A 20,556-nucleotide genomic window follows, 5' to 3' on the forward strand; every position below is an offset into this window, starting at 1 on the left:
GCCGGGGGCTTTTTTATTGACTTAGCAGATTATTTTCAGGCGTAGGCGCCGGAGGAATAGGTGAGCTCGTAGCTGTGGCTGTAGAGCTCGAAGACGATGCCGAACGGGTCTTCGACATAGACCATGCGATAGGGCTTGTCGTTCGGGAAATATTCCCGCACCGGCATGCGCTGCTTGCCGCCTGCGGCGACGATCTTTTCCAGAAGCGATTCCAGGTTCGGATCCTGTATGGCGAAGTGGAATGTGCCGTGCTGGCGGAAATCCATATTGTCGGACGGGGCGTGGTTGCCATCGAATTCGAACAGCTCGATGCCGATCCGGTCGGCTGTGGCCATATGGGCGATGCGCAGCTTTTTCCAGCCGGGGCCGAAGACATCGGTGCACATCCGGCCGATTTCACTGTCATCCTCGGCAATCTCGGTGGGTTGCATGATGGTGTAGAATCCGAGGATCTCGGAGTAGAATTTGACGGCGCCGTCGAGGTCGGGGACGGACAAACCGATATGGGAAAAACTTCTCGGGGTCGGCAACATGGTGCGCTCCTTCGTGTGATGCGATGAGGCAGATATAGTCCTGTACTTTGAGAATATGAAATTATCATTTATAAGAATAATCATAACAAAATGGAATGATTATGTTGAACTCCCGTTGGCTCGAAACCTTCACCACCCTCTGTGAAACCGCGCATTTCACCCGCACTGCGGAGCTGCTCGGCATGACGCAGCCGGGCGTCTCGCAGCATTTGCGCAAGCTCGAGGACCAGGTCGGACACCCGCTGATTTCACGTCAGGGAAAGGGGTTCAGCCTGACCCCTGCCGGAGAAGCCGTGCTGGCGATCGGGCAATCCCGACGGCGCGAGGAGCAAGGGCTGTTCCAATCTGTGGCGCATGATGCGCCCGACATCGGCGAGGTCAGCATCGGCTGTTCGGGAAGTTTTGCCATGCTGCTCTATCCCAGCCTGCTGCCATTGATGCATTCAGCGCCCGGTCTCACCGTGCGGCTGGAAGCCACGCCGCGCGATGGCATTGTCAGTGGCGTTCTGGATCGTCGCTATGATCTGGGCATCGTCGGCCACAAGCCCGATCACCCGCGGCTCGAGGCCACCCGTCTGGGCGTGGAGGAGCTGTGCCTGCTGCTTCCAGCCGGCGAGGTGTTGGGCGACATCAGCCTCGCCGACCTCGACGCACGTGGCTTCATCGCCCACCCGGACGGGTTTGCCTATGCCGACGATCTGTTCGCGCTGAATTTTCCCGATGAGTTCCGCGGCGCCGACCGGTTGCGCGTCCGTGGCTTTGTCAACCAGATCAGCCAGATCCCGGCGCCGGTCGCCCATGGGATCGGCTACACGCTGTTGCCGCGCAGCGGTTTTGACGCCTATCCGCAGCGAGACAGGCTGCAGATCGTCAATTTGCCGCAAGGCCGCAGTCACGAGCTATGGCTGATATCCGGTCGGGGACGCCAGTTGCCGGCACGGATTCCACCGGTTTCCGAGATCATAAGGCACGTTGCCGAGCGGCTGTGCTTGTCGTCTGCGGACCGGTCGTGACCGGTCATGGTCAGGTCTGGGGTTTCAGCCTGATCGAAGCGCAACATGGCTCTTGCGTCGCTCAGCCAGCCCGATGCCGGTGAACACCAGAACCAGCGCGATCACATGGTAGAGGTGCAAGGTCTCGCCGAGGATCATCACCGACAGCAAGGTTCCGAAGATCGGCACCAGATTGATGAAAATCCCGGCCCGGTTGGAGCCGATGATTTCATTGCCCTTGATGAACAGGACCTGGGACACCAGCGAAGGGAAGACTGCCGTGAAGGCAATGACAAGCCATCCGAGCATGTCTGGCCAGATGACTGTCTCGCTGGCCACTTCATAGGCAGCAAAAGGCAATGACACGACAAAGGCAGAGGCGGCCATCACCGCAATCATGCTCTGCCAGTGCAGCACCGGCTTGTAGCGCAGCGCCACGGTGTAGCCGCCGTAAAACAGCACTGCCAGCAGCATCAGCGCATCGCCGCGATTGAGCTCCAGCCCGATCAGACGCTCGAGGCTGCCGCCTGACGCGGTGATGGTGATGCCGGCCAGCGTCAGCAGGAAGCCGATGATCTGCGCCGGGGTCACCTTGATGCGAAACAGAATGAAGTTGGCGAGAAAAATCACCATCGGCATCCCCGCCTGCTCGATGGCGACATTGATGGCCGTGGTGTATTCCACCGCCGAATAAAGCAGCAGGTTGAAGCAGGCGAAGCCGAACACGCCGTAGGTCACGAGCAATGGCAAATTGGCGCGGATGACCTTGATGTCGCGGCGGACCTGCGGCAAGGCAAACGTCAGCAGAATCAGAACGGCCAATCCCCATCGCGCCGACGTCAGCAGCATCGGAGAGATATGCCCGACGGCAAGTTTGCCTGCCACTGCATTGCCGCCCCACGACATTGCGGTGATTGTCAGGAACAGATAGGCGCGAATGGGCAAGGCGGAATTCCGGGATTTTTGGATCAAGCCCGGGCAAAGGGGGTCTGAATTCGCGGTTGCACCGGGCCGGTTGTGAACGTCATGCAACCTGTTTGGCCAGAACATGTTAAATTGTCACGTAAAAACATCTGATCGCCGCGTCTGAGGGTCGATTTTGCTCGGGCAAGTCTGTATGCATGCGCGGGTTTTGTTTTCCGGGCCTCTTGAGAAGAGTCCGCACGCCAAGGGGATGTCATGGCCAACGTAGTTGTTGTCGGGTCGCAATGGGGCGACGAGGGTAAAGGCAAGATTGTCGACTGGCTTTCAGAGCGGGCCGACGTGGTTGTCCGGTTCCAGGGAGGCCACAATGCCGGCCATACCCTGGTCATCGACGGTGTCAGTTACAAGCTCTCGCTGTTGCCTTCGGGTGTTGTACGGCCGGGAAAACTGGCTGTTATCGGCAATGGCGTCGTTATTGACCCGCATGCGCTGCTCAGTGAAATCGACCGGTTGGCGACACAAGGTGTTGTCGTCAATGCGGACAATCTGCGGATCGCCGACAATGCGACGCTGATTCTGTCGTTGCACCGCGAACTCGACGCGCTGCGCGAAGATGCTGCCTCGAATTCGGGCACCAAGATCGGCACCACGCGTCGCGGCATCGGCCCTGCCTATGAAGACAAGGTTGGCCGCCGGGCGATTCGCGTCATGGACCTTGCCAATCTCGACACACTTCCGGCCAAGGTTGACCGGCTGTTGACGCACCACAATGCGCTCCGACGTGGCCTTGGCCAGCCGGAATTCTCGGTCGAGACAATTCTGGAAGAACTCACTTCCGTTGCAGAGCGCATTCTGCCGTTCCGCGAGACGGTCTGGTTGCTGCTCGACAAGAAACGCCGTCAAGGCGCGCGTATCCTGTTCGAAGGTGCCCAGGGCACGCTGCTGGATGTCGATCACGGCACCTATCCGTTCGTCACCTCTTCGAACACGGTATCCGGTCAGGCAGCAGCCGGGTCAGGTCTCGGGCCTGGCTCGCTGAGCTATGTGCTGGGAATCACCAAAGCCTACACGACACGTGTCGGCGAGGGTCCGTTTCCAACCGAACTCAATGACGAGACCGGTCAGTTTCTTGGCGAGCGCGGCCATGAATTCGGAACGGTCACTGGCCGCAAGCGGCGCTGTGGCTGGTTTGACGCGGCGCTGGTCCGTCAGGCGGTCGCCGTCAACGGCATCACCGGGATTGCACTGACCAAGCTCGATGTGCTTGACGGCCTTGCCGAACTCAAGATCTGCGTCGGTTACGACATCGATGGCGAGCGCATCGATCACCTGCCTGCCAGCCAGGGCGCCCAGGCTCGCGTCACGCCGATCTATGAAACAATTTCCGGATGGGAGGGCACCACTGTGGGTGCCAGGAGCTGGGCCGACCTGCCGGCTCAGGCGATCAAATATGTCCGGCGGATCGAAGAACTCATCGGCGCACCGGTGGCGCTGTTGTCCACAAGTCCCGAGCGTGATGACACGATACTTGTGACAGACCCGTTTGAAGACTAAGTTAGCGCAGCATACGCCTTTTTGGCGCTTGGCGGGATCAAACCAGGGTAAATCATGGCCGATTTTGTAGCAGTCATCCGGAAGGCAGTCGACAATCTGCCCGATAACACTCCGGAAAACCGGATCAAGGTTTATGACAAGGCGCGGGCTGCCATAAGGCGGCAACTTGAGGCTATGAATCCTCAGCCTTCCGACGAGGTGATCGCCCGTCAGCTCGACAAGCTCAATCTCGCAGTTGACGAAGTCGAGATCGAACACGCCGAAGCGCTTCCAGCCGAGGACGATGAGGCCGACGCCTTGATGGCGGAACTCGAATCGATGGTGGAAAAAAGCCCGGTGATTGCTGAACCGGTCGCGCCTCCGCCCTCGCCAGCAAAGGCCCCCGCGCCAGTAGCAGCACCGACGCCGCCGGCACCGGTTGCGCCGGTGGCTGCACAGATGGCGCCGAGCGAACCTGACGAGCTTGGCGAGCCTGATGAGCCTGTTGTGGCTCAGCCCAAGGCTACGTCGCGCCCGTCTGATCTGGTTGGCTCGGCTCATGATGAGGCCTTCGGACTTGATAGCGCGCCGCATCGCCAGAACAAAACCTCGCCCAAACGCGGTTCATCCGGCGGCAAGGGCCGCCTGGTGGCTTTGGCACTTGTTCTGGTGCTGGGCGCCGCCGCTTACGCCGGCTGGAGCTACAAGGACGAGATCACCGCAATGCTGTGGTCCTCGACAATCGACCAGCCGGTCGTCACCGAGGAGGTTCAACCTGCGGAAGACGCAGCTGCGGTGACGCCTGAGCCTGCACCGGCAGAACCCGTCACGCCGGCAGAGCCTGCTGCAGGAGACACCGATGGTGTTGCCTCAAAGTTTACCCAACGGCTCGGCGCTGATGGAACCGAAACCGATGCCGGTCCGGCGCCAGGCCCTGATGTGGATGACACAAGCGAGGGCCGCTCAGTCGCCGAACTGACCGATGCTGGCCCGGTTGATGAAACCGTGGCCGAGGCAAACACTGCCGAGACTCCGACCGACCCGGCAGACGCCACGGCGCCGAATGCCCAGCCGCTGGGCGTCGCTCAGAAGATGATCCTTTATGAAGAGCGGCTCGGGCAACAGTCGCTCGAGGTCAAGAACGGTACCGTCGTCTGGACCCTGGTCAGCGAGGCCTCCGGCGATGGTCCGGATGAACAGGTGATTCGTGGCGAGATCAACAATCCCGACACCGGACTGTCGGCGCTGATCACCTTCAAGCGCAATACCGACCCGTCCCTGCCGGCCAGCCATATCGTGGAAATCGTCTTTGCCGTGCCAACCGATTTCGCCGGTGGATCTATCGATCAGTTGCAGCGCATCGCCCTGAAGCAGACCGAAGCCGATCAGGGCAGTCCGCTGATCGCGGTGCCTGCCAAGATAACCCAGGATTTCTACATGGTGGCGCTCAACGATCTCGACGAGGCCCGCAAGACCAACACCGAGCTGTTGCGCCAGCGCAACTGGATCGACATTCCGGTGGTTTACGCCAATGGCCGGCAAGCCCTGATCACGCTGGAAAAGGGCGCCAGCGGCACCGAAGTCTTCAATCAGGCGCTCGACGCCTGGGCCAAGGCTGCGCCTCAGAACTGAGGGTGAACAACTGCGCTGACATCTCCCCTCTCGCGGGGGAGATGTCACGACGTGATAGCGGGTGAAAACCCGAATTCTGTGATTGCCACACTTCCCCCCTCTTCTGTCGGCTACGTCGACCGAGGGTGAGTCTCGCTGATGCCTTCCGCTTCACTCGCACGCCTTTGCCGTCTCAAGGGCGGCGGCACGGTCAGCCTTGGCAAGCCGGCCCAGCCGGCCCACCGCTTTGTAAAACCGTGGATAGTCGCCCGCACAGAGCTCGAACAGGCGGACAAAGGCCGGAACCCGGTCATTGTAGACCGAGGTGGCGGCGATCTTGGCATTGTTGATCGGGGCCTCGACCCAGGCATCATAGCCTCTAAATCCACCCCAGCGGCTCTGGCGCATCTGCCGGTAGCGGATCCGCAGTTGGTCGATCGCTTCTACCTTTGCGGCGCGCTTCTGCGCAACAGTGCCGGAGCCTTGATAAACACGGCTCAATTCGCCCCGGGTTTGCGCCACAAGTGCCAGGAACTCGGCGCTGCGCCTCAGGCCGGCCTCGTAGCGGCGCAACCCGCTCGCATCGCCGGCCGCGCGCAGCCATGACTTCACGCCGGTGGTTTCAACAGCCACGGCGAATGCCTCGTTGAAGGCGGTATCGTCACCCAAATAGACGCGCTGGTGGGCCAGCTCATGAAACACCAGGCCAGCGAGATAGGTCTTGTCCTGCAGGAACATCGTCGAGAGCAGCGGGTCACTTGACCAGCCCAGCGTCGAATAGGCGGTGACGCCCGAGACATGGACATCGAAACCCTGCTGCTGAAGTCCGGCAGCGGTTTTGATCGCAATGTCCCTGGAGAAATAGCCCCGGTAGGGCACGCAGCCGAACACCGGAAAACACCACACTTGTGGCACGAGTGAGAATTCGGGTGCTGCAAACACCGCCCAAGTCACATAGTCCCGGCCGATATCGACATAGGAGCGGTAGCTCGAATTGTCGGGCAGCCCGAGTTCGTCGGTGGCGAACTGCCTGATGGCGCGCGCCGATGCCATGCGCTCGCGCAACGCCTCGGGCGTCGAAGCATCGCCGATAAGCTTGGCGACAGTCTGGCGCTTGGTCATGATCTGCGCGTGCCCTTTGAGCGTCTGCGCGTAATAGGACACGCCGGTGCACCCGGCCAGGCCAACCACCAGGCCCATCACCATGATCAGGGATAAGAAGATGCGCTTCACGGTCTGCCCACAGGATTGCCCACATGTTCCCCGGGCCCATGTCGCGATGGCCCTTGAAAGAGAACTGAGTGTTAAAGCGGCGCACCGGTTTGATCAAGCTTGGGCGAGGGGGGGCCGGATGTCTCCTGCCGGCAGTTCTACCCGGTGTTATCCCTGCAATGCTGCCACTGGCTTGTTCTCAAGTAGCTCTCTCAACTTGGCCGGCCGGACTGCTGGAGAGAAAAGGAAGCCTTGATACTCGTCGCACTGGCGATCCTTGAGCCACTGACGCTGGCTCTCGGTTTCAACCCCTTCAGCCACGGCCTTGACCTTCAGCAACTTGCACAAGGAAATGATGATCTGCGTGACGCTGTCGCTGGTGCCGATATTCGAGACAAACGACCGGTCGATCTTGATGCAGGATATCGGATAATTCTGGATATAGGCGAGGTTTGAAAAGCCGGTTCCGAAATCGTCGATGGCGATCCCGAAGCCTTGGTTTCTGAATGCGGCCAAACTGTCGGTAACATCGCTTGAATTGCCCATCAGGGTGGACTCTGTGATTTCCAGTTCGATGTTTTCAGGCGTGCAACCGGTCCGTTCCGGCAGGGACAGGATACGGGCGTGAAAGTCATGACACTCGAACTGTTTTGGCGACACGTTGATCGAAATCGAAATTGCATGGCCTTCCTGCTCGAGCAGATATTGTTCCCGGCCAGCCTTGTTCAGAACCCAGTCGCCTATGTCGCAGATCAGGCCGAGGTCTTCAGCGGCATCAATGAAGTAGTTCGGGGTCAGAAGGCCGCGTGTCGGGTGATTCCAGCGAATGAGGGCCTCTGCGCCAACAATGGTGTTGGTCACTGTATCTAGGCGAGGCTGGTAGAACAGCTCGAATTCATCACGCAAAATGGCCTGCTTGAGCTCACGCTCCAGGGTTACCTGCTCCTCGAGCTTGTTTCGCAGGGAAACATTGAATTCGCGAAAATTGTTGCGGCCGCTGTTTTTGGCTTCGTAAAGCGCAACATCCGCGTTCTTCAAAAGCAGGTTGAGATCGTCACCGTCATCGGGGAAGCAACTGATCCCCATGCTCAATGTCGAGAGCAATCGGCGGTCGCCGACTGCGAACTCCACTTGAAACTCCGAGATCAGATTGTTGCAGAAATCCTGCAGAATCCCGGGCGTTTTCACCTGCCTCAGGCAGATCAGGAATTCGTCGCCACCAATCCGGGCGACGGTTCCTGTGCCTTCGACAGCCTTGGACAATCTCTGGCCAACCTGCACCAGCAATGCGTCGCCGACGCCGTGGCCGAGGGTGTCATTGATCTTCTTGAACTGGTCCAGATCCAGCAGAATGAAGGCAAGTTTCTCATTCGTGGCAATAGCCTGGTTCAGCAGTTCGGGCGTTCGGCCGATGACGTAATTCCGGTTCGGCAGTCCCGTCAAAACATCGTGGTCTGCAAGATAACTGGCGCGCTGTTCCGTTTCCTTGAGGTCGGTTATGTCTGTTTCACTGAGCAGAATGGCGCTTTCGCCACTCACATTGTCCATGCAGTTCCGAGCCGCAATCTCATGCCACCGGATGCCCTGTGAGGTTACCATTCTGGCCGACAGCCGGCATTCACCGGATTTGTGCAGACTGGCGATCAGAACCTCGTAATCCTCGGCGGATGCGAAAGCCGCTTGCAGATGCGGCGATGGCGCGGCTTCCTTGGAAACGGCGGCGGGATTGCTGTACAGCAACTCCCCATTGCTGCTGTAGAGCGAAATCATCACCGATGTATGCAGAAGCGCCACCGAACTCCGGATTGATTCCGGTTCCTTCTGGCTGACGAGTTGACCTTGGCACAGCATGCCGACGCGGCCATCGGAGAAATGGAAACCGCTCAGACAGACATCAATGGTCACCGGCATGCCATTTGGATAGATGGTCCATATGTCCGAATGCGATGCATCGTCTGTTTCAAAATCTTGCTGGTATTTCCGCAGCATTTGCGAAATTGTCACAGACATGCCGCTGGAAAATTCGCGGTCTCTCAATTCCATGATCGAACTGGCGCACCACAATTCCAAAGCCGATTTGTTGGCCCATGGAATTCTGTCATGATCGATATCGTAGACCCAAAGACAGGTGGTTATCTGGTTCAGATATTCATGCGCCATCTGGTCGGGGATTCGAGCCCAATCCTCATGCAATAAAGGCAATGCCTGTGGGTCTCGTTGCTGCGTCATTACAAATTTGAGCTCATCGCCGCTTTGGAGCATGAGTGCCCGAGATGGAATGCCAAATCTGGATGGAATGACGTGTTCAAATGGTTTCCCGTCGTTCACAAGGCACTAAAAATGCCAGTTATGAGAGAATCTGTAAGAAAATAACTCGAATTGGCGAAGTTGAGATGCACCATTCGCGGAATATGTCATCCGCAATACATGGCTAAACTATTTTTTATCCTTTAAAAATCAACTAATCGGGACATGTGAGTTTCACCCGGTCTTTTCTTGGAACTGGTGCCGGGCCGAGACTGGGTTTTTGCTAATTCTCGTTGCTTTGGCAGGCTTTTCAATTGAACTATTCAAGGTAATTACCCACCCCCTTGCCATGCACCACAATGTCTGAATCCATGATGATATGGATCGGACTGATTTGCAGCAGCTGAGCAAGGACGAATTGATCGAGATGGTGCTTCGGCTCCAACGGCCTGCCAAGGATTCTCGGACGTCTTCCAAGCCGCCCTCTACGGACAAGAAAGAGAAACGCGTCAACTCACGACCGGGTGGAGCCAAGCCCGGGCATGAACCCCACAATAGGGTGCTGGCGGATTTTGCCGACATGTTTCGCGATCATGAACCGACCGCCTGCAAGAGATGCGGCCATGCGTTTTCCGGTGATGATACGATGGTGCTGGCCGGGGCCTATGACGAGATCGATATTCCTGCGATCCGTCCTCATGTCACCCGGCATCGGCGTTTTTCCTGTCATTGCCCGCAATGCGGCACGACGACAAAAGCCACCGCACCTGCCGTGGCAACCGCAACGCCGTTCGGGCCAGGCATTCACGCGCTGGCGATCTACCTCAAGAGTTTCCATGCATTGTCTTACGAACGCCTGAGCGGTGTGTTCATGGATATCTTCGGCCTCCATGCGAGCGAGGGCGCGATCATGAACATGTTTGCCCGCTCCCGTCCGAGCTTCCAGGCCACAGCACAGGCCGCCAAGGCCAGCCTTCGAGCCGCCCGCGTTGTCGCCAGCGACGAAACCGGTGTGCGTATTGAGGGCACAAATGCCCAACACTGGGTTTTTCATTGCAAGGATGCCGTTGTCCACCAGCCCGATTACTCCCGTGCAGCACGGGTCGTTCACGAGACCATGGGCGGCCATGTCCCCGAGGTATGGATATCTGATCGGTATTCAGCCCAGCAATCTCACGGCCATCGACATCAAACCTGCCTTGCACATTTGGCGCGTGATACAGCCTTTGCGCTGGAACATGGCGAGGATGATCTCCCTCTTCGCTTCCAGCTTTGGTTTGGCCGTGTGTTTGATTTCGCCAGAGCCATAAGCACATTCGCTGCGTCTACCGTCGCAAGCAAGAAGCGCAAATTCGATAAACAGCTTGCCGGGCTTCTATGCGCCCCGACTTCATGCGACCTGGCCCAAAAGCTCCAGGCCAAGATCGGGCGGGCCCGCGATCAGCTGCTGACGTTTTGCGACTATCCCGGAGAAGTCGATGTCACCAACAACACATCTGAGCGAAAGCTCCGTCCATGGGTCATTCAGAGAAAGGTGACAAACGGATATCGCGCCATGTGGGCCGCCCAAGCCGAGGCGGATGTACGCACAACCGTCGATACCGCCCGCCTCAAAGGCGCAAATCCCTTCCAGGTTATCGCATCCGTCTTGGCGTAGGCCGACATCAAGGCCCGAAATCATAAATTCAGGGGTGGGTAATTACGGTGCCCATAGTGAGGCGCAGCAACTTGCATTGTTCAGGCCTCTTTGGTCTGAGTACTTGCATTAGCCTGATTTTTCATTGGTTGATTGACGCTGGTCAATTTGCCGTCTGGCTTTGACACGTCCATGGAAGATCAACCGCTGAAAGTTGTAGGCAATTTGGGCCACCGTCGGTTTTGCAATAATGAGCGGCATCGCTTTTCCGGCCCAACAATCCGCTGCCACACCAGCACAACAAACGCACCCCTGTTCACCGCTAAACACATGCCCATAGGGACTGCCGCTAGTGCCTGAATGTGTCCCGCCATACGTGAACTCAGCCCATGCCATGTGTGGCCAGCGGAACAAAGGGCGGGCAAAACAGTTGATGTGCCATGTCAGACACCGCGCATAGAGTTGACCAGGACTTGATCAAAATCGAGCGTGAGCTCGATCAGCTGAGCCGGTTGGCCAAAACGCTTGATAGTCAGTTCCGCCTGCCGGGCACTTCCATCCGCTTCGGACTGGACTCAATTGTCGGACTGATCCCGGGCATTGGCGACACCTTGGTGGCAGCACCCTCGGCCTGGATCATCTGGCGGGGACACAAGATGAGGATTGGCAAAAGGCATATTGCCCGCATGGTCGCCAATTCGGCCGCCGACTACGCGATCGGCGCCATTCCCCTGATCGGCGATATCTTTGACGTCGGCTTCAAGGCCAATCTGCGCAATGTCACAATCCTGCGCGAGCAACTTGGCGTCAGGAAACAGACGCACAGCTCTGTGCAAACTGAAACAAGCACAGCTGCCTGAACACCACGCCGCCTGGACGGACGATTTCCCGCCCGGACATGCAAATCGATGCACCGGGAAAAATCCTCCCGACCCCCCCCCCCCCTAAATTTTCCCCACTCTTTGCCCTTATGCGATACTGGCCTGACCTTCCGTTCCAAGCGGATGGCCGGGGCTGACGGAGCTTCGGCCGGCGGAAGGCGGTGAGTTTTGGCGCGCGGGCACCGTACCTGCGGGCCAGGAACTTGCGAAGTGGACACCCCGGCCAGCGCGGGGGCCTGTCGGATCGAGGTGGATCGCGGCAAAGGTTTTCTCGCGCGAATGGCCGGTACCGGTTGCCGCCTGGAAGGGCTGCTACCGGCGGCGTTTGATCCGCATTCCTCTTCGGGCGGGCTGTCCGGTGAAGGCATGTGGCGCCACCGCAAGCGTCGGCCTGACAAGTCCCTGCCGCATCTGACGGACCAATCTGTCGGGCGCGGGTGGGAGCTGGCGGGGTTCGGTCTCCAAAGGGCCGAACGAGACGAAACCGCCCGGGGCTCGCGTCAGACTTTGCGGGGAGGAGCCGCATTTGCGCCCGGAAGGCGCATCTGTCCCTCACCGGTGGGGCGCGGGTGACTGCGCCAAGCCACACTTCTTAACCACCACGGGCCTGTCGCCCGCGCCCCACGAGTCCGGACTTTTGCCGGACGCGAAACTGCCACAGAACCGACGGCGAGCATTTGGTTCGCGCGCGGGGTTTTAGCGTGCGTGGCGACGGGTCAGGTAAGGGGCAGGCGGGAATTCCCCACCCCGTCATTCCGGCCACCGGGCCGGAATCCAGCGACCCGGCCTCTGCCGGGTCAAAGGACTCTTCCCGCCCAAGGACTTGGGCGTACTGGATGCCGGATCGGGGTCCGGCATGACGGAAGATTTGGGGATAGCGCAGCAAGAAAGTGTCCCGGACGCCAAGCCGCCAACGCCGCATCATCCGCTCGCCATGCCGCGCCCTATCCTGTCCGCGCGACTCGCCCTAAGAAGGAGCACGCACATTTCAAAACCGGTGCGATCCGCCGGTTTGCCCGCATCCGAGGAGACCATGATGATCAGACATACCGTCACATTCAGGCTGAAACACCCTGCAGGGTCTGAACTCGAGCGCATTTTTCTCGCCGACGGCAAACGCATCCTTGGCGCAATTCCCGGCGTCCAGAAATTCGAGGCACTTCGGCAGGTCTCGGCCAAGAACAATTTCCGGCACGGCTATTCCATGGAATTTGCCGGGCAAGCCGAATACGACGCCTATGACAGCCATCCCGAGCATGTCGCCTTCGTCCGGGACCGCTGGATCCCCGAGGTCGAGGAATTTCTGGAGATCGATTACGTGGCCTTGCCGAACTGACCTGCCGGGTCATGCATCTGCCTGTGCAGGATTGGGCTCGCCTGTCAGGGGCTTGTACCCAGAAACGTCATAAAATAAACAGAATCAAGTGCTTGCACTAGTGCGGCGCTTTGCGAATCCCCGTTTGTTGACCCATCGTTGCGCTGTTCAGCATCGTCTCTCTTGGCTAGCCAACGCATCGTGCCGATCAGTCGATGTCACTCCCTGATCCTGGCTACATCGATCAGACATTCACTCATTGGGTGATCCGGGCTTAGACCGGTTCGAGGCGGTTGATCTCTTTACCATGATGGCAAATTCAACCATCAATTCGAGGTTGTGAAGCCAATTAAGTTCGTGCAAATCATGTTGATGAATGCAATTATGGCGGTATCTATTTTCTCAACACCCTCATTAACTTAAAGCGCTCTCAAACATCAGGCACTCATGTGTCAGGAAGCTTGCTAATTATGGCAGTCCCACTCTTCGTCCCAAACCCGGTTGCGGCCACTCCATCTGTCAGTGCTGTAGCCCTTGGCCGCATGTCAATCAAATTCAAGGCCATCAAATATGCACCGGAGTTCGCAAATGAGATCGGAAAATTTGAGGTCTCTTTCGACGGGGGAGAGGCCAACACAGTTCCGGTCGATACAACGAAGCCGCCGGAACCCATTGAGGCAGACATTGATGCAGACGACCTGAGGGACCTGCTTGAACAGGAGTTGGTCGAAGCCATTTCAGTTGATGATGGCGAAGAGGTCGAGCGTCTGGCTGAGGAGCTGCGTCTCCATCTGGAGCTTTGGCCCAGCACCAAAAGTCCCACACGAACCTGAATCGTGAATGCTATCGTCTGCGCACCAGCCATCATGGTGGCTGTCTGACGTGGTGGACGAGCTTGCGGATTTTTTGCGCAGACCGATTGAATTCTGGGCTTATTCGCGTTCCGGTCCGTTTTGGCTGGTCATTTGGTGTTCCGGACAAAGGTGGCCGAGTTGTCGAAGGCGCTCGCTTGTCAGGCGCGTTGACCTCAGGCGGCAGGCCGGCAAAATCCGGGCAACAAAAAACCCCGAAAGCGGTTGTCCACTTCCGGGGTCTGGATCGATTGCCGGTTTGGTGCGATCAGTCGGCGATCGTGACCAGGGCCTTGTCGCGGGCTGCGGCGGTTTTTTGCACCGAGTCCTGAACCTTTTCAAAGGCGCGGACCTCGATCTGGCGCACTCGCTCGCGGCTGATGGAAAACTCCGTTGACAGATCTTCCAGCGTAATCGGGTCGTCACGCAGACGCCGCGCCTCGAAAATTCGCCGTTCACGTTCGTTGAGAACATCAAGCGCGCTCTGCAGCATGCCGCGCCGGGTTTCAAGCTGATCCTGTTCGACCAGCATGTCTTCCTGGCTCTCGGAATCATCGACCAGCCAATCCTGCCACTGACCGGATTCGCCTTCGCCGGCCTTGATCGGCGCGTTGAGCGAGGCGTCACCAGCCAGGCGACGGTTCATCGAAATGACTTCCGCTTCGGAGACGTTGAGCTTGGTGGCGATTTCGGCAACCTGATGCGGGCGAAGATCGCCATCCTCGACAGCCTGAATCTTGCTCTTGACCTTGCGCAGGTTGAAAAACAACCGCTTCTGGTTGGCGGTGGTTCCCATTTTGACCAGCGACCAGGACCTCAGGATATATTCCTGAATTGATGCCTTGATCCACCACATGGCGTAGGTGGCGAGACGAAAACCCCGTTCTGGATCGAATTTCTTGACCGCCTGCATGAGGCCGACATTGCCTTCGGAGATCACTTCGCCGATCGGCAGGCCGTAACCGCGATAGCCCATGGCGATCTTGGCGACCAGCCGCAGATGGCTGGTGACGAGCTTGTGGGCTGCCTTGGTGTCCTCATGCTCGAGGAAACGCTTGGCCAGCATGTATTCTTCCTGCGGTTCCAGCATCGGGAACTTGCGAATTTCCGAGAGATAACGGTTTAATCCGTTCTCACCGGCAGAAATGGACGGCAAACTTCCTTGGGCCATTATAGCACCCCCTAAATCCCGAATTTCGGCTTCCTAACGGCAAGCCTAATGGCGCGGACCGAACATCGCATCCGAACTACCCGATATGTCATGTAATTGTGGCGAAACCGGGTATCAAGGTGCAATCGCCTTCACGGTCGCGTGAAGACGCTTGCTGCTTTACAGAGTCGTAAGCGCCACCCGCATTTCTTCCATATCTGCTGGAAGCGGGGCCTCGAAACGCAGTGTTTCCCCGGTGATCGGATGCTCGATAACCAGCAAAAACGCATGCAGCGCCTGACGTGTGAATCCGTTGACGGTTTCGCGTACGGCATCAGGCAGACGGTTTGCCTTGGTCTTGAAGGCGCCGCCATAGTCGGCATCGCCAATCAGCGGGTGGCCGATATGGGCCATATGCACCCTGATCTGGTGGGTGCGGCCGGTTTCAAGCCGGCATTCGACCAGCGAGGCGGCGCAGGTTCCATCGGGTTTTTCCTGGTACCGCTCGCAGACCAGATAATGGGTGACGGCATGGCGCACATCTGCGCCGTCATCCTTGCGGACTGCACGGCGGATGCGGTCCTTGGCGCGGCCAAGGCTGGCGTCGATGGTGCCTTTCAGCCCGTCGGGCTTACCCCAGACGATCGCCTTGTAGGCGCGCTCCAATGGACCGGTCAGGCCGTGGTCGGCAAATTGTTCGGCGAGATGGCGGTGGGTGATGTCATTCTTGGCCACCACCATCACCCCGGTGGTGTCGCGGTCGAGCCGATGGACGATGCCCGGCCTGCGCACGCCGCCGATGCCCGACAGGCTGTCGCCGCAATGATGGATCAGCGCATTGACCAGGGTTCCGGTCCAGTTGCCGGCGCCGGGATGCACCACAAGGCCTGCCTGCTTGTTGATGACGATGAGGTCGTCGTCCTCATACAGAACCTCAAGCGGAATATCCTCGCCAACCGGATCGGGATCCTCGGGCTCGGGTATTGTCACGTCGACCCGGTCGCCGGGGTGGATCTTGTGCCTGGCCTGCTTGGCAGCAACGCCGTTGACCATCACCGCACCAGCCTCGATCAGCGCCTTGACGCGGCTGCGTGAAAGGTCGGGTTCCACGGCCGTGGCCAGCCAGGCGTCAAGCCGGCCGGTGTCGTATTCGCCGACAACCAGGGTTTCGCAAGCCGGTTGGGCTTCCCTATCGGGCTGGGCTTCGCTAAACGATGTCGCGTTCTTCAATTTCAGGGTCCGCCCGGCAAGGAATGGTAATGTCGAAAGTGAATGACGACGATCTGGACGAAAAGCCGCTTGATCCGGAGATGGAAAGGGTTCGGCGCAAGATGGTGCGGCTGCTGGCCGTGTCGATCGGCGTCATGTTCATCGGTCTTATGGCCGTGCTGGGGGCAATTGTCTACAAATTCACACAGGCCGACGACACCAGCGCTGCAAACAGTGCTGTGGCAGGGTCATCGATGGTGGTGCCGTCGGATGCGCCGATTGCCTCCGTCGCAGCGCTTCCGGAGGGGTTTGTCGTGGAAAGCGTTTCGCTCGACGGAACCCGCATCGGCTTCTTCGGCCGCGCAGCCGATGGATCAAGACGGCTGATCATCCATGACATGTCGGTCAGCCGCATCGTCGCCGATGTTGTCGTGATCACGCGTTGATCGTGCAGGGGCAGGGCCGCCTCATCCGGGTGGAGGATCCTGCGGACCCACGCATAGCCGAGTTTACCGCGATGCGCGACAAGGATCTCGCCGGCCGCGGCGACCGGTTCATCGCCGAGGGCCGGGTTGTGCTTCAAGCGCTCGTCGATGCCCAAGCAGACAACAAACGCTTTGTGCTTGAGAAGGCGCTGATTCTAGAAAACCGGGTCGATGGCCTTGGCGACCTGCTTGACCGGATGGATGCTGATTGCCCGATATATGTGGCCGGAGGGAAAGTTCTGGACGCCGCAGTCGGCTTTGCAATGCATCGCGGCATTCTGGCCGTTGGCAGGCATGTTCCGCCTGCATCCTTCCCCGAATTCCTGTCTGGATTGCCAAACCAGGCGCTGCTGGTCGTGACATGCGGAATATCCAATCATGACAATATCGGCGGCATCTTCAGGAACGCCGGGGTTTTTGGCGCCGACGGCATCGTGCTTGATGCATCGTGCTGCGACCCCCTCTACCGCAAGGCTATCCGTGTTTCGGTCGGCGCGGCGCTGCGGGTTCCGTTCTGCCGTGCGGGATCAATCGCGGAGATTGTCAGGACCCTGTCAGCGTATGGCTTCGAGGTCATCGGCCTGTCGCCGCATGGCACCGGGTCGCTGGCAGCATTCACGCCTGGCGGCCGGGTGGCGCTGCTGGCTGGTACCGAAGGTGAGGGGCTGCCGGCCGACATACTTGATCAGGTGAAGACACTCAGGATCGAGCAGGCGCCCGGCATGGACAGTCTGAATGTGGCGACGGCCAGCGGTATTGCGCTCTGGCAGGCCGCTACGCGTATGGGGCGTGCCGGCGGATCTGCATCATAGCTTATTGATCGGCGGTCAGCATTTCCCGCACCCGTGAGGCAAGGCTTGGTTCGGAGCTTCCCGACCCCGTTGGGCCTTCGCTGCCTTTGAGGATGGCGAAGATTGGGGAAGCGCTGCCGTCTCTGCCTACAGTCAGTTCCACCATCATAGCGGCCACAACAGCTAATTCGCGGCGCAGAGCGGGGTCATTACCGCTCTTGTCTGCCTTCAGCAGTCTCTCAGCCAGTGCCGCTTGCCGCGCACGGAGACGGTCTATTTTTTCGGCTTCCGGGATGTCGCCATCAATGTCCTCATGGAAGTCCGATTCCTCATCCGCGTCATTCTGTTCGTCAGTGATGTGCAGGAGTTCCTCCTTGCCAGGGTCACGGCTTTTCCCATTGCCACTGCCGATAGGCGTTGGTTTCACTGCCCGCAGTTGCAGCGGCGGCGGCGTTGCAGGCTTTACGGCAGGACTGGATTTCTTGGCTGCGCTGACGGCCTCTTTGAGCGCGCTTTTGGCGGCTCTGATCTCGTCGGACAATTCCCGGTTTTTCTGACGAAACCGTTCGACTTCGGCGATTCGCCGGTCGAGGGCATTTTCACGGTCAGTTAGCGTCGTGATGGTCTTGGCAAGTTTTTCCTGGCTTTGAGCCAGTCGTTCATCATGGTTCTTCAATCGGATTTCCAGATCCCGGTTGGATGTCTCCGACTTGGTGAGCAAATCACGCACCGCATTGCGCTCGTCGCGAAGTTCCCGGATCTGCGCCTTGAAGTTTTCAGCCTCGGTGTCGAGGGTGACAAGGTCGATACGCAGTTCTTCAATCTTCGCGCCAAGGCGATTGATCTTGTCATCTCGCGCGGCGAGTTCATGCTTGAGGGCTTCTGACAGCCGTGCGGCGTCGCTGAAATTGCCGGTCAAAGTGGTAATCGCGGCGTCGCGTTGATTGATTTTGGCGTTGAGATCGCGAATGCTGTCGTCACGCTCCTCGATAGCCTTTTCGATCAATATTTTTTCACCTCGAAGAGCGACCAGATCGTTGCTCAACCTTGAGCCGCGGGCAACGCTTTGAGTAAGTTTCTCCCGATTGTGCTTCAGATCCACCGACAGACGTGCGGTTTCAGCCGCAAATGCTGCTCTGGCCATATCCTTTTCGGCACGGATTTCCGCAGCGGAGAGTGGTACGCTTGCACGGATGCGCCGTTCGGTCAGGCTGACAATACGACGCTGAATGATCGGCGCCGCGATCAGCGCGACCAGGGCAGCAGCCAGAAAACCCAACGCAAATAACAGGACAAACTCGATCACGGTGAATCCACACAATCAGGGGCGGGGCCTAAAACGCCTCGCAAAAACCTGGCTGAGCTTTAAGCATGGCCAATCGGTGTCGGCAAGCCGCAAGCATTGAGAGAGCGCAACCGGGCTGCAACAAAGAGAAGCGAGTGTTGCTTGCCGGTTGCAACGGGCAGCTTCAAACTGGTTCCGTGACAAGGTGACAGATTGATCAGCTTTTAAAAATGTCGCGCTCAAAAGGTTTTAGATGAACCACAACCTATATGCGTCAATTCACGCTGTTAGCGCCAAAGACACGTCGGCTTCAACCGGATGACGCGTATCGGGTTTGGGCATGTCGCTATCGAAAAACCGCGGCACACTTCTGCGCGGCTTGTATCAGAACGGATTCCACGTCGGCGCTGGCGTCAGTTTCAGATAACCGATGTTTACGCCCAATCGGGCGCCGAGACCGGTCCTGATCGGCACGACCAGAACATCGCCGCGCGCCAGCACGGTCATGCCCAGGCCGGCAATTGCGTAGGCCGAGCCCGAGACTCCGCCAAACCGGCCGTAAACGGCTTCAACGCTGGGAAGATTGTAAACCAGCATCATGGTTCTGTTGCCATTGCCACCATAGTCCCATCCGAGTGACGGACCCTGCCAAAACATGTCATGCTGGCCGGCATTCTTTGTGAACAGTTCGCCTTCACCGTAGGTCAGGCCACCGATGAACGCGCCGGAAGCTTCCTGGCCGAGAATATAGCCGTTAGGCAGGCCATAAGACTGGAAAGCCTTCTCGACGATCTTGGCCAGGCCGCCCGAAGTCGAGCCGAAAAATCCGTGACCCGCATTGACGATTTCCTGAGTGGTGTATTGTGAAGAGTTGGCCTGTTGCGCGCGGACACCGGAAGCTGTTCCGGCAATGAGAAGCAAAGCCAGAAAAACAGAGACATAGGCGCGAAGGTATAAGCGGGACGCAATCATTGGAATCACTCCTGTGATGGGACGGTAGGTACCGCAGGAAACATTGATCACATTGTGACGGGCCGATCTTAATAAGCAGTTTACCAAATGTGGTGTCTTTAGGGCGAGGCGGCTTACGTTGCCATCGGCAATGGGCCATTGAACGGACCCTGATTAACAGCGCTTGCGATTGAGAGCACCCGGTGCGATTTTTTATCCGCGCTGATTCGGCGTGGGGCGCAAAGAGGAGAAATATAATGTCGAAGAACCACAATTTGACTTTGGCGGGTCCGGACCTTGCTGCGCTTCTGTGCAGCCGTGTGTGTCATGACATCATTTCTCCCGTCGGGGCGATCAATAACGGGCTGGAACTGCTCGATGAAGGTGGAGCTGACGCCGATGCGATGGATTTGATTCGCACCAGCGCGCTCAACGCGTCGGTGCGCTTGAAATTTGCCCGGCTCGCATTTGGAGCGTCCGGATCGGTCGGCGCATCGATTGATACGGGCGAGGCTGAAAAGGCGGTTATCGATTTCGTTTCGGCGGACAAGAAAACCGAAGTCCGGTGGACCGGGCCTCGCGCCATCATCCCGAAGAATCAGGTCAAATTGCTGTTGAATTTGTTTCTTGTCGCTTATGGAGCGATTCCTCGCGGTGGCGAGATCGATGTAACTGTTGAGACTCCGGAAACCGATCCAAAATTCCGACTGGTCTGCAAAGGACGCATGGTGCGGGTGCCCCCCAAGTTTCTCGAGATTTATTCCGGGGAAATGGAAGAGGCCGTAGATGCCCATTCAATTCAGCCCTATTACACGGTGCTTCTGGCTGACGAAGCCGGATTGGTGCTGTCGTGCTCGGCAAATGCTGATGAAGTGGTGTTCACGGCTCAGCGGGCAACGGCTGACTGATACCGGCAATGTTCATGGCAACGCTCCGTTAAGCCTGTCTGA

18 protein-coding genes are annotated in these 20,556 nt (G+C 58.3%); 10 read left to right on the forward strand and 8 right to left on the reverse strand.

Features of this window, described 5'->3' with window-relative positions; translation table 11 throughout:
• Positions 1-35 precede the first annotated feature (35 nt).
• Positions 36-533 carry a lactoylglutathione lyase family protein gene (locus IMCC20628_RS02250; protein ID WP_047028850.1) on the reverse strand — a complete coding sequence of 166 codons (498 nt, stop codon included), beginning with the start codon at positions 531-533 and terminating at the stop codon, positions 36-38.
• Positions 534-634: 101 nt separating this feature from the next.
• Between IMCC20628_RS02250 and IMCC20628_RS02255 the strand changes: the two genes are divergently transcribed.
• Positions 635-1,546 (forward strand): LysR family transcriptional regulator, encoded by a 912-nt coding sequence (locus IMCC20628_RS02255; protein WP_047032187.1) that lies wholly within the window; start codon positions 635-637, stop codon positions 1,544-1,546.
• A gap of 24 nt (positions 1,547-1,570) precedes the next feature.
• Here IMCC20628_RS02255 and IMCC20628_RS02260 read toward each other — a convergent pair whose 3' ends face one another.
• Positions 1,571-2,470 (reverse strand): DMT family transporter, encoded by a 900-nt coding sequence (locus tag IMCC20628_RS02260; RefSeq protein ID WP_082128284.1) that lies wholly within the window; start codon positions 2,468-2,470, stop codon positions 1,571-1,573.
• 234 nt (positions 2,471-2,704) lie between these two features.
• Between IMCC20628_RS02260 and IMCC20628_RS02265 the strand changes: the two genes are divergently transcribed.
• Entirely contained in the window at positions 2,705-4,003 is a 1,299-nt protein-coding gene (locus IMCC20628_RS02265; RefSeq protein WP_047028851.1) for an adenylosuccinate synthase, read from the forward strand.
• Between the two features lie 54 nt (positions 4,004-4,057).
• Positions 4,058-5,614: a hypothetical protein gene (locus IMCC20628_RS02270; RefSeq protein WP_047028852.1), complete on the forward strand. Its 1,557-nt coding sequence runs from the start codon at positions 4,058-4,060 to the stop codon at positions 5,612-5,614.
• Positions 5,615-5,764: 150 nt separating this feature from the next.
• On the opposite strand, the gene IMCC20628_RS02275 is transcribed toward IMCC20628_RS02270, so the two are convergent.
• Positions 5,765-6,826 (reverse strand): aminopeptidase, encoded by a 1,062-nt coding sequence (locus IMCC20628_RS02275; protein ID WP_343123250.1) that lies wholly within the window; start codon positions 6,824-6,826, stop codon positions 5,765-5,767.
• Positions 6,827-6,973: 147 nt separating this feature from the next.
• A complete protein-coding gene (locus IMCC20628_RS02280; RefSeq protein WP_197078379.1) occupies positions 6,974-9,034 on the reverse strand; it encodes a bifunctional diguanylate cyclase/phosphodiesterase in 2,061 nt (686 codons plus the stop codon).
• A gap of 397 nt (positions 9,035-9,431) precedes the next feature.
• Between IMCC20628_RS02280 and IMCC20628_RS02285 the strand changes: the two genes are divergently transcribed.
• From IMCC20628_RS02285 to IMCC20628_RS02305, 4 genes are all read left to right on the forward strand, one after another.
• Positions 9,432-10,709, forward strand: coding sequence for an IS66 family transposase (locus IMCC20628_RS02285; RefSeq protein WP_047028619.1), 1,278 nt, complete (start codon positions 9,432-9,434; stop codon positions 10,707-10,709).
• Between the two features lie 452 nt (positions 10,710-11,161).
• Positions 11,162-11,548: a DUF4112 domain-containing protein gene (locus IMCC20628_RS02290; protein ID WP_197078380.1), complete on the forward strand. Its 387-nt coding sequence runs from the start codon at positions 11,162-11,164 to the stop codon at positions 11,546-11,548.
• 1,057 nt (positions 11,549-12,605) lie between these two features.
• Positions 12,606-12,905, forward strand: a complete 300-nt coding sequence (locus IMCC20628_RS02300) for a Dabb family protein (RefSeq protein ID WP_047028856.1) — start codon at positions 12,606-12,608, stop codon at positions 12,903-12,905.
• 521 nt (positions 12,906-13,426) lie between these two features.
• Positions 13,427-13,717 (forward strand): hypothetical protein, encoded by a 291-nt coding sequence (locus tag IMCC20628_RS02305; RefSeq protein WP_047028857.1) that lies wholly within the window; start codon positions 13,427-13,429, stop codon positions 13,715-13,717.
• Between the two features lie 286 nt (positions 13,718-14,003).
• Here the strand turns inward: IMCC20628_RS02305 and rpoH are convergent, their stop codons facing one another.
• On the reverse strand, positions 14,004-14,906 hold the full coding sequence (rpoH, locus tag IMCC20628_RS02310) for an RNA polymerase sigma factor RpoH (protein WP_047028858.1): 903 nt from the start codon (positions 14,904-14,906) through the stop codon (positions 14,004-14,006).
• A 159-nt stretch (positions 14,907-15,065) separates the two neighbouring features.
• On the reverse strand, positions 15,066-16,115 hold the full coding sequence (locus tag IMCC20628_RS02315) for an RluA family pseudouridine synthase (protein WP_047028859.1): 1,050 nt from the start codon (positions 16,113-16,115) through the stop codon (positions 15,066-15,068).
• A gap of 29 nt (positions 16,116-16,144) precedes the next feature.
• On the opposite strand from IMCC20628_RS02315, the gene IMCC20628_RS02320 reads away from it, so the two are divergent.
• Complete coding sequence (locus IMCC20628_RS02320; RefSeq protein WP_047028860.1) at positions 16,145-16,540, forward strand: hypothetical protein; 396 nt, start codon at positions 16,145-16,147, stop codon at positions 16,538-16,540.
• A 71-nt stretch (positions 16,541-16,611) separates the two neighbouring features.
• The gene (locus tag IMCC20628_RS02325; protein ID WP_082128285.1) at positions 16,612-17,391 is read left to right on the forward strand and encodes an RNA methyltransferase; all 780 of its coding nucleotides are present in this window, start codon (positions 16,612-16,614) and stop codon (positions 17,389-17,391) included.
• Between the two features lies 1 nt (position 17,392).
• On the opposite strand, the gene IMCC20628_RS02330 is transcribed toward IMCC20628_RS02325, so the two are convergent.
• The gene (locus IMCC20628_RS02330) at positions 17,393-18,676 is read right to left on the reverse strand and encodes a hypothetical protein (protein ID WP_047028861.1); all 1,284 of its coding nucleotides are present in this window, start codon (positions 18,674-18,676) and stop codon (positions 17,393-17,395) included.
• Positions 18,677-19,039: 363 nt separating this feature from the next.
• Positions 19,040-19,627, reverse strand: a complete 588-nt coding sequence (locus tag IMCC20628_RS02335) for an EipA family protein (RefSeq protein ID WP_047028862.1) — start codon at positions 19,625-19,627, stop codon at positions 19,040-19,042.
• A 236-nt stretch (positions 19,628-19,863) separates the two neighbouring features.
• On the opposite strand from IMCC20628_RS02335, the gene IMCC20628_RS02340 reads away from it, so the two are divergent.
• Entirely contained in the window at positions 19,864-20,514 is a 651-nt protein-coding gene (locus tag IMCC20628_RS02340) for a histidine phosphotransferase family protein (protein ID WP_047028863.1), read from the forward strand.
• Positions 20,515-20,556: the final 42 nt, after the last annotated feature.

Source organism: Hoeflea sp. IMCC20628 (assembly GCF_001011155.1).
GTDB lineage: Bacteria > Pseudomonadota > Alphaproteobacteria > Rhizobiales > Rhizobiaceae > Hoeflea.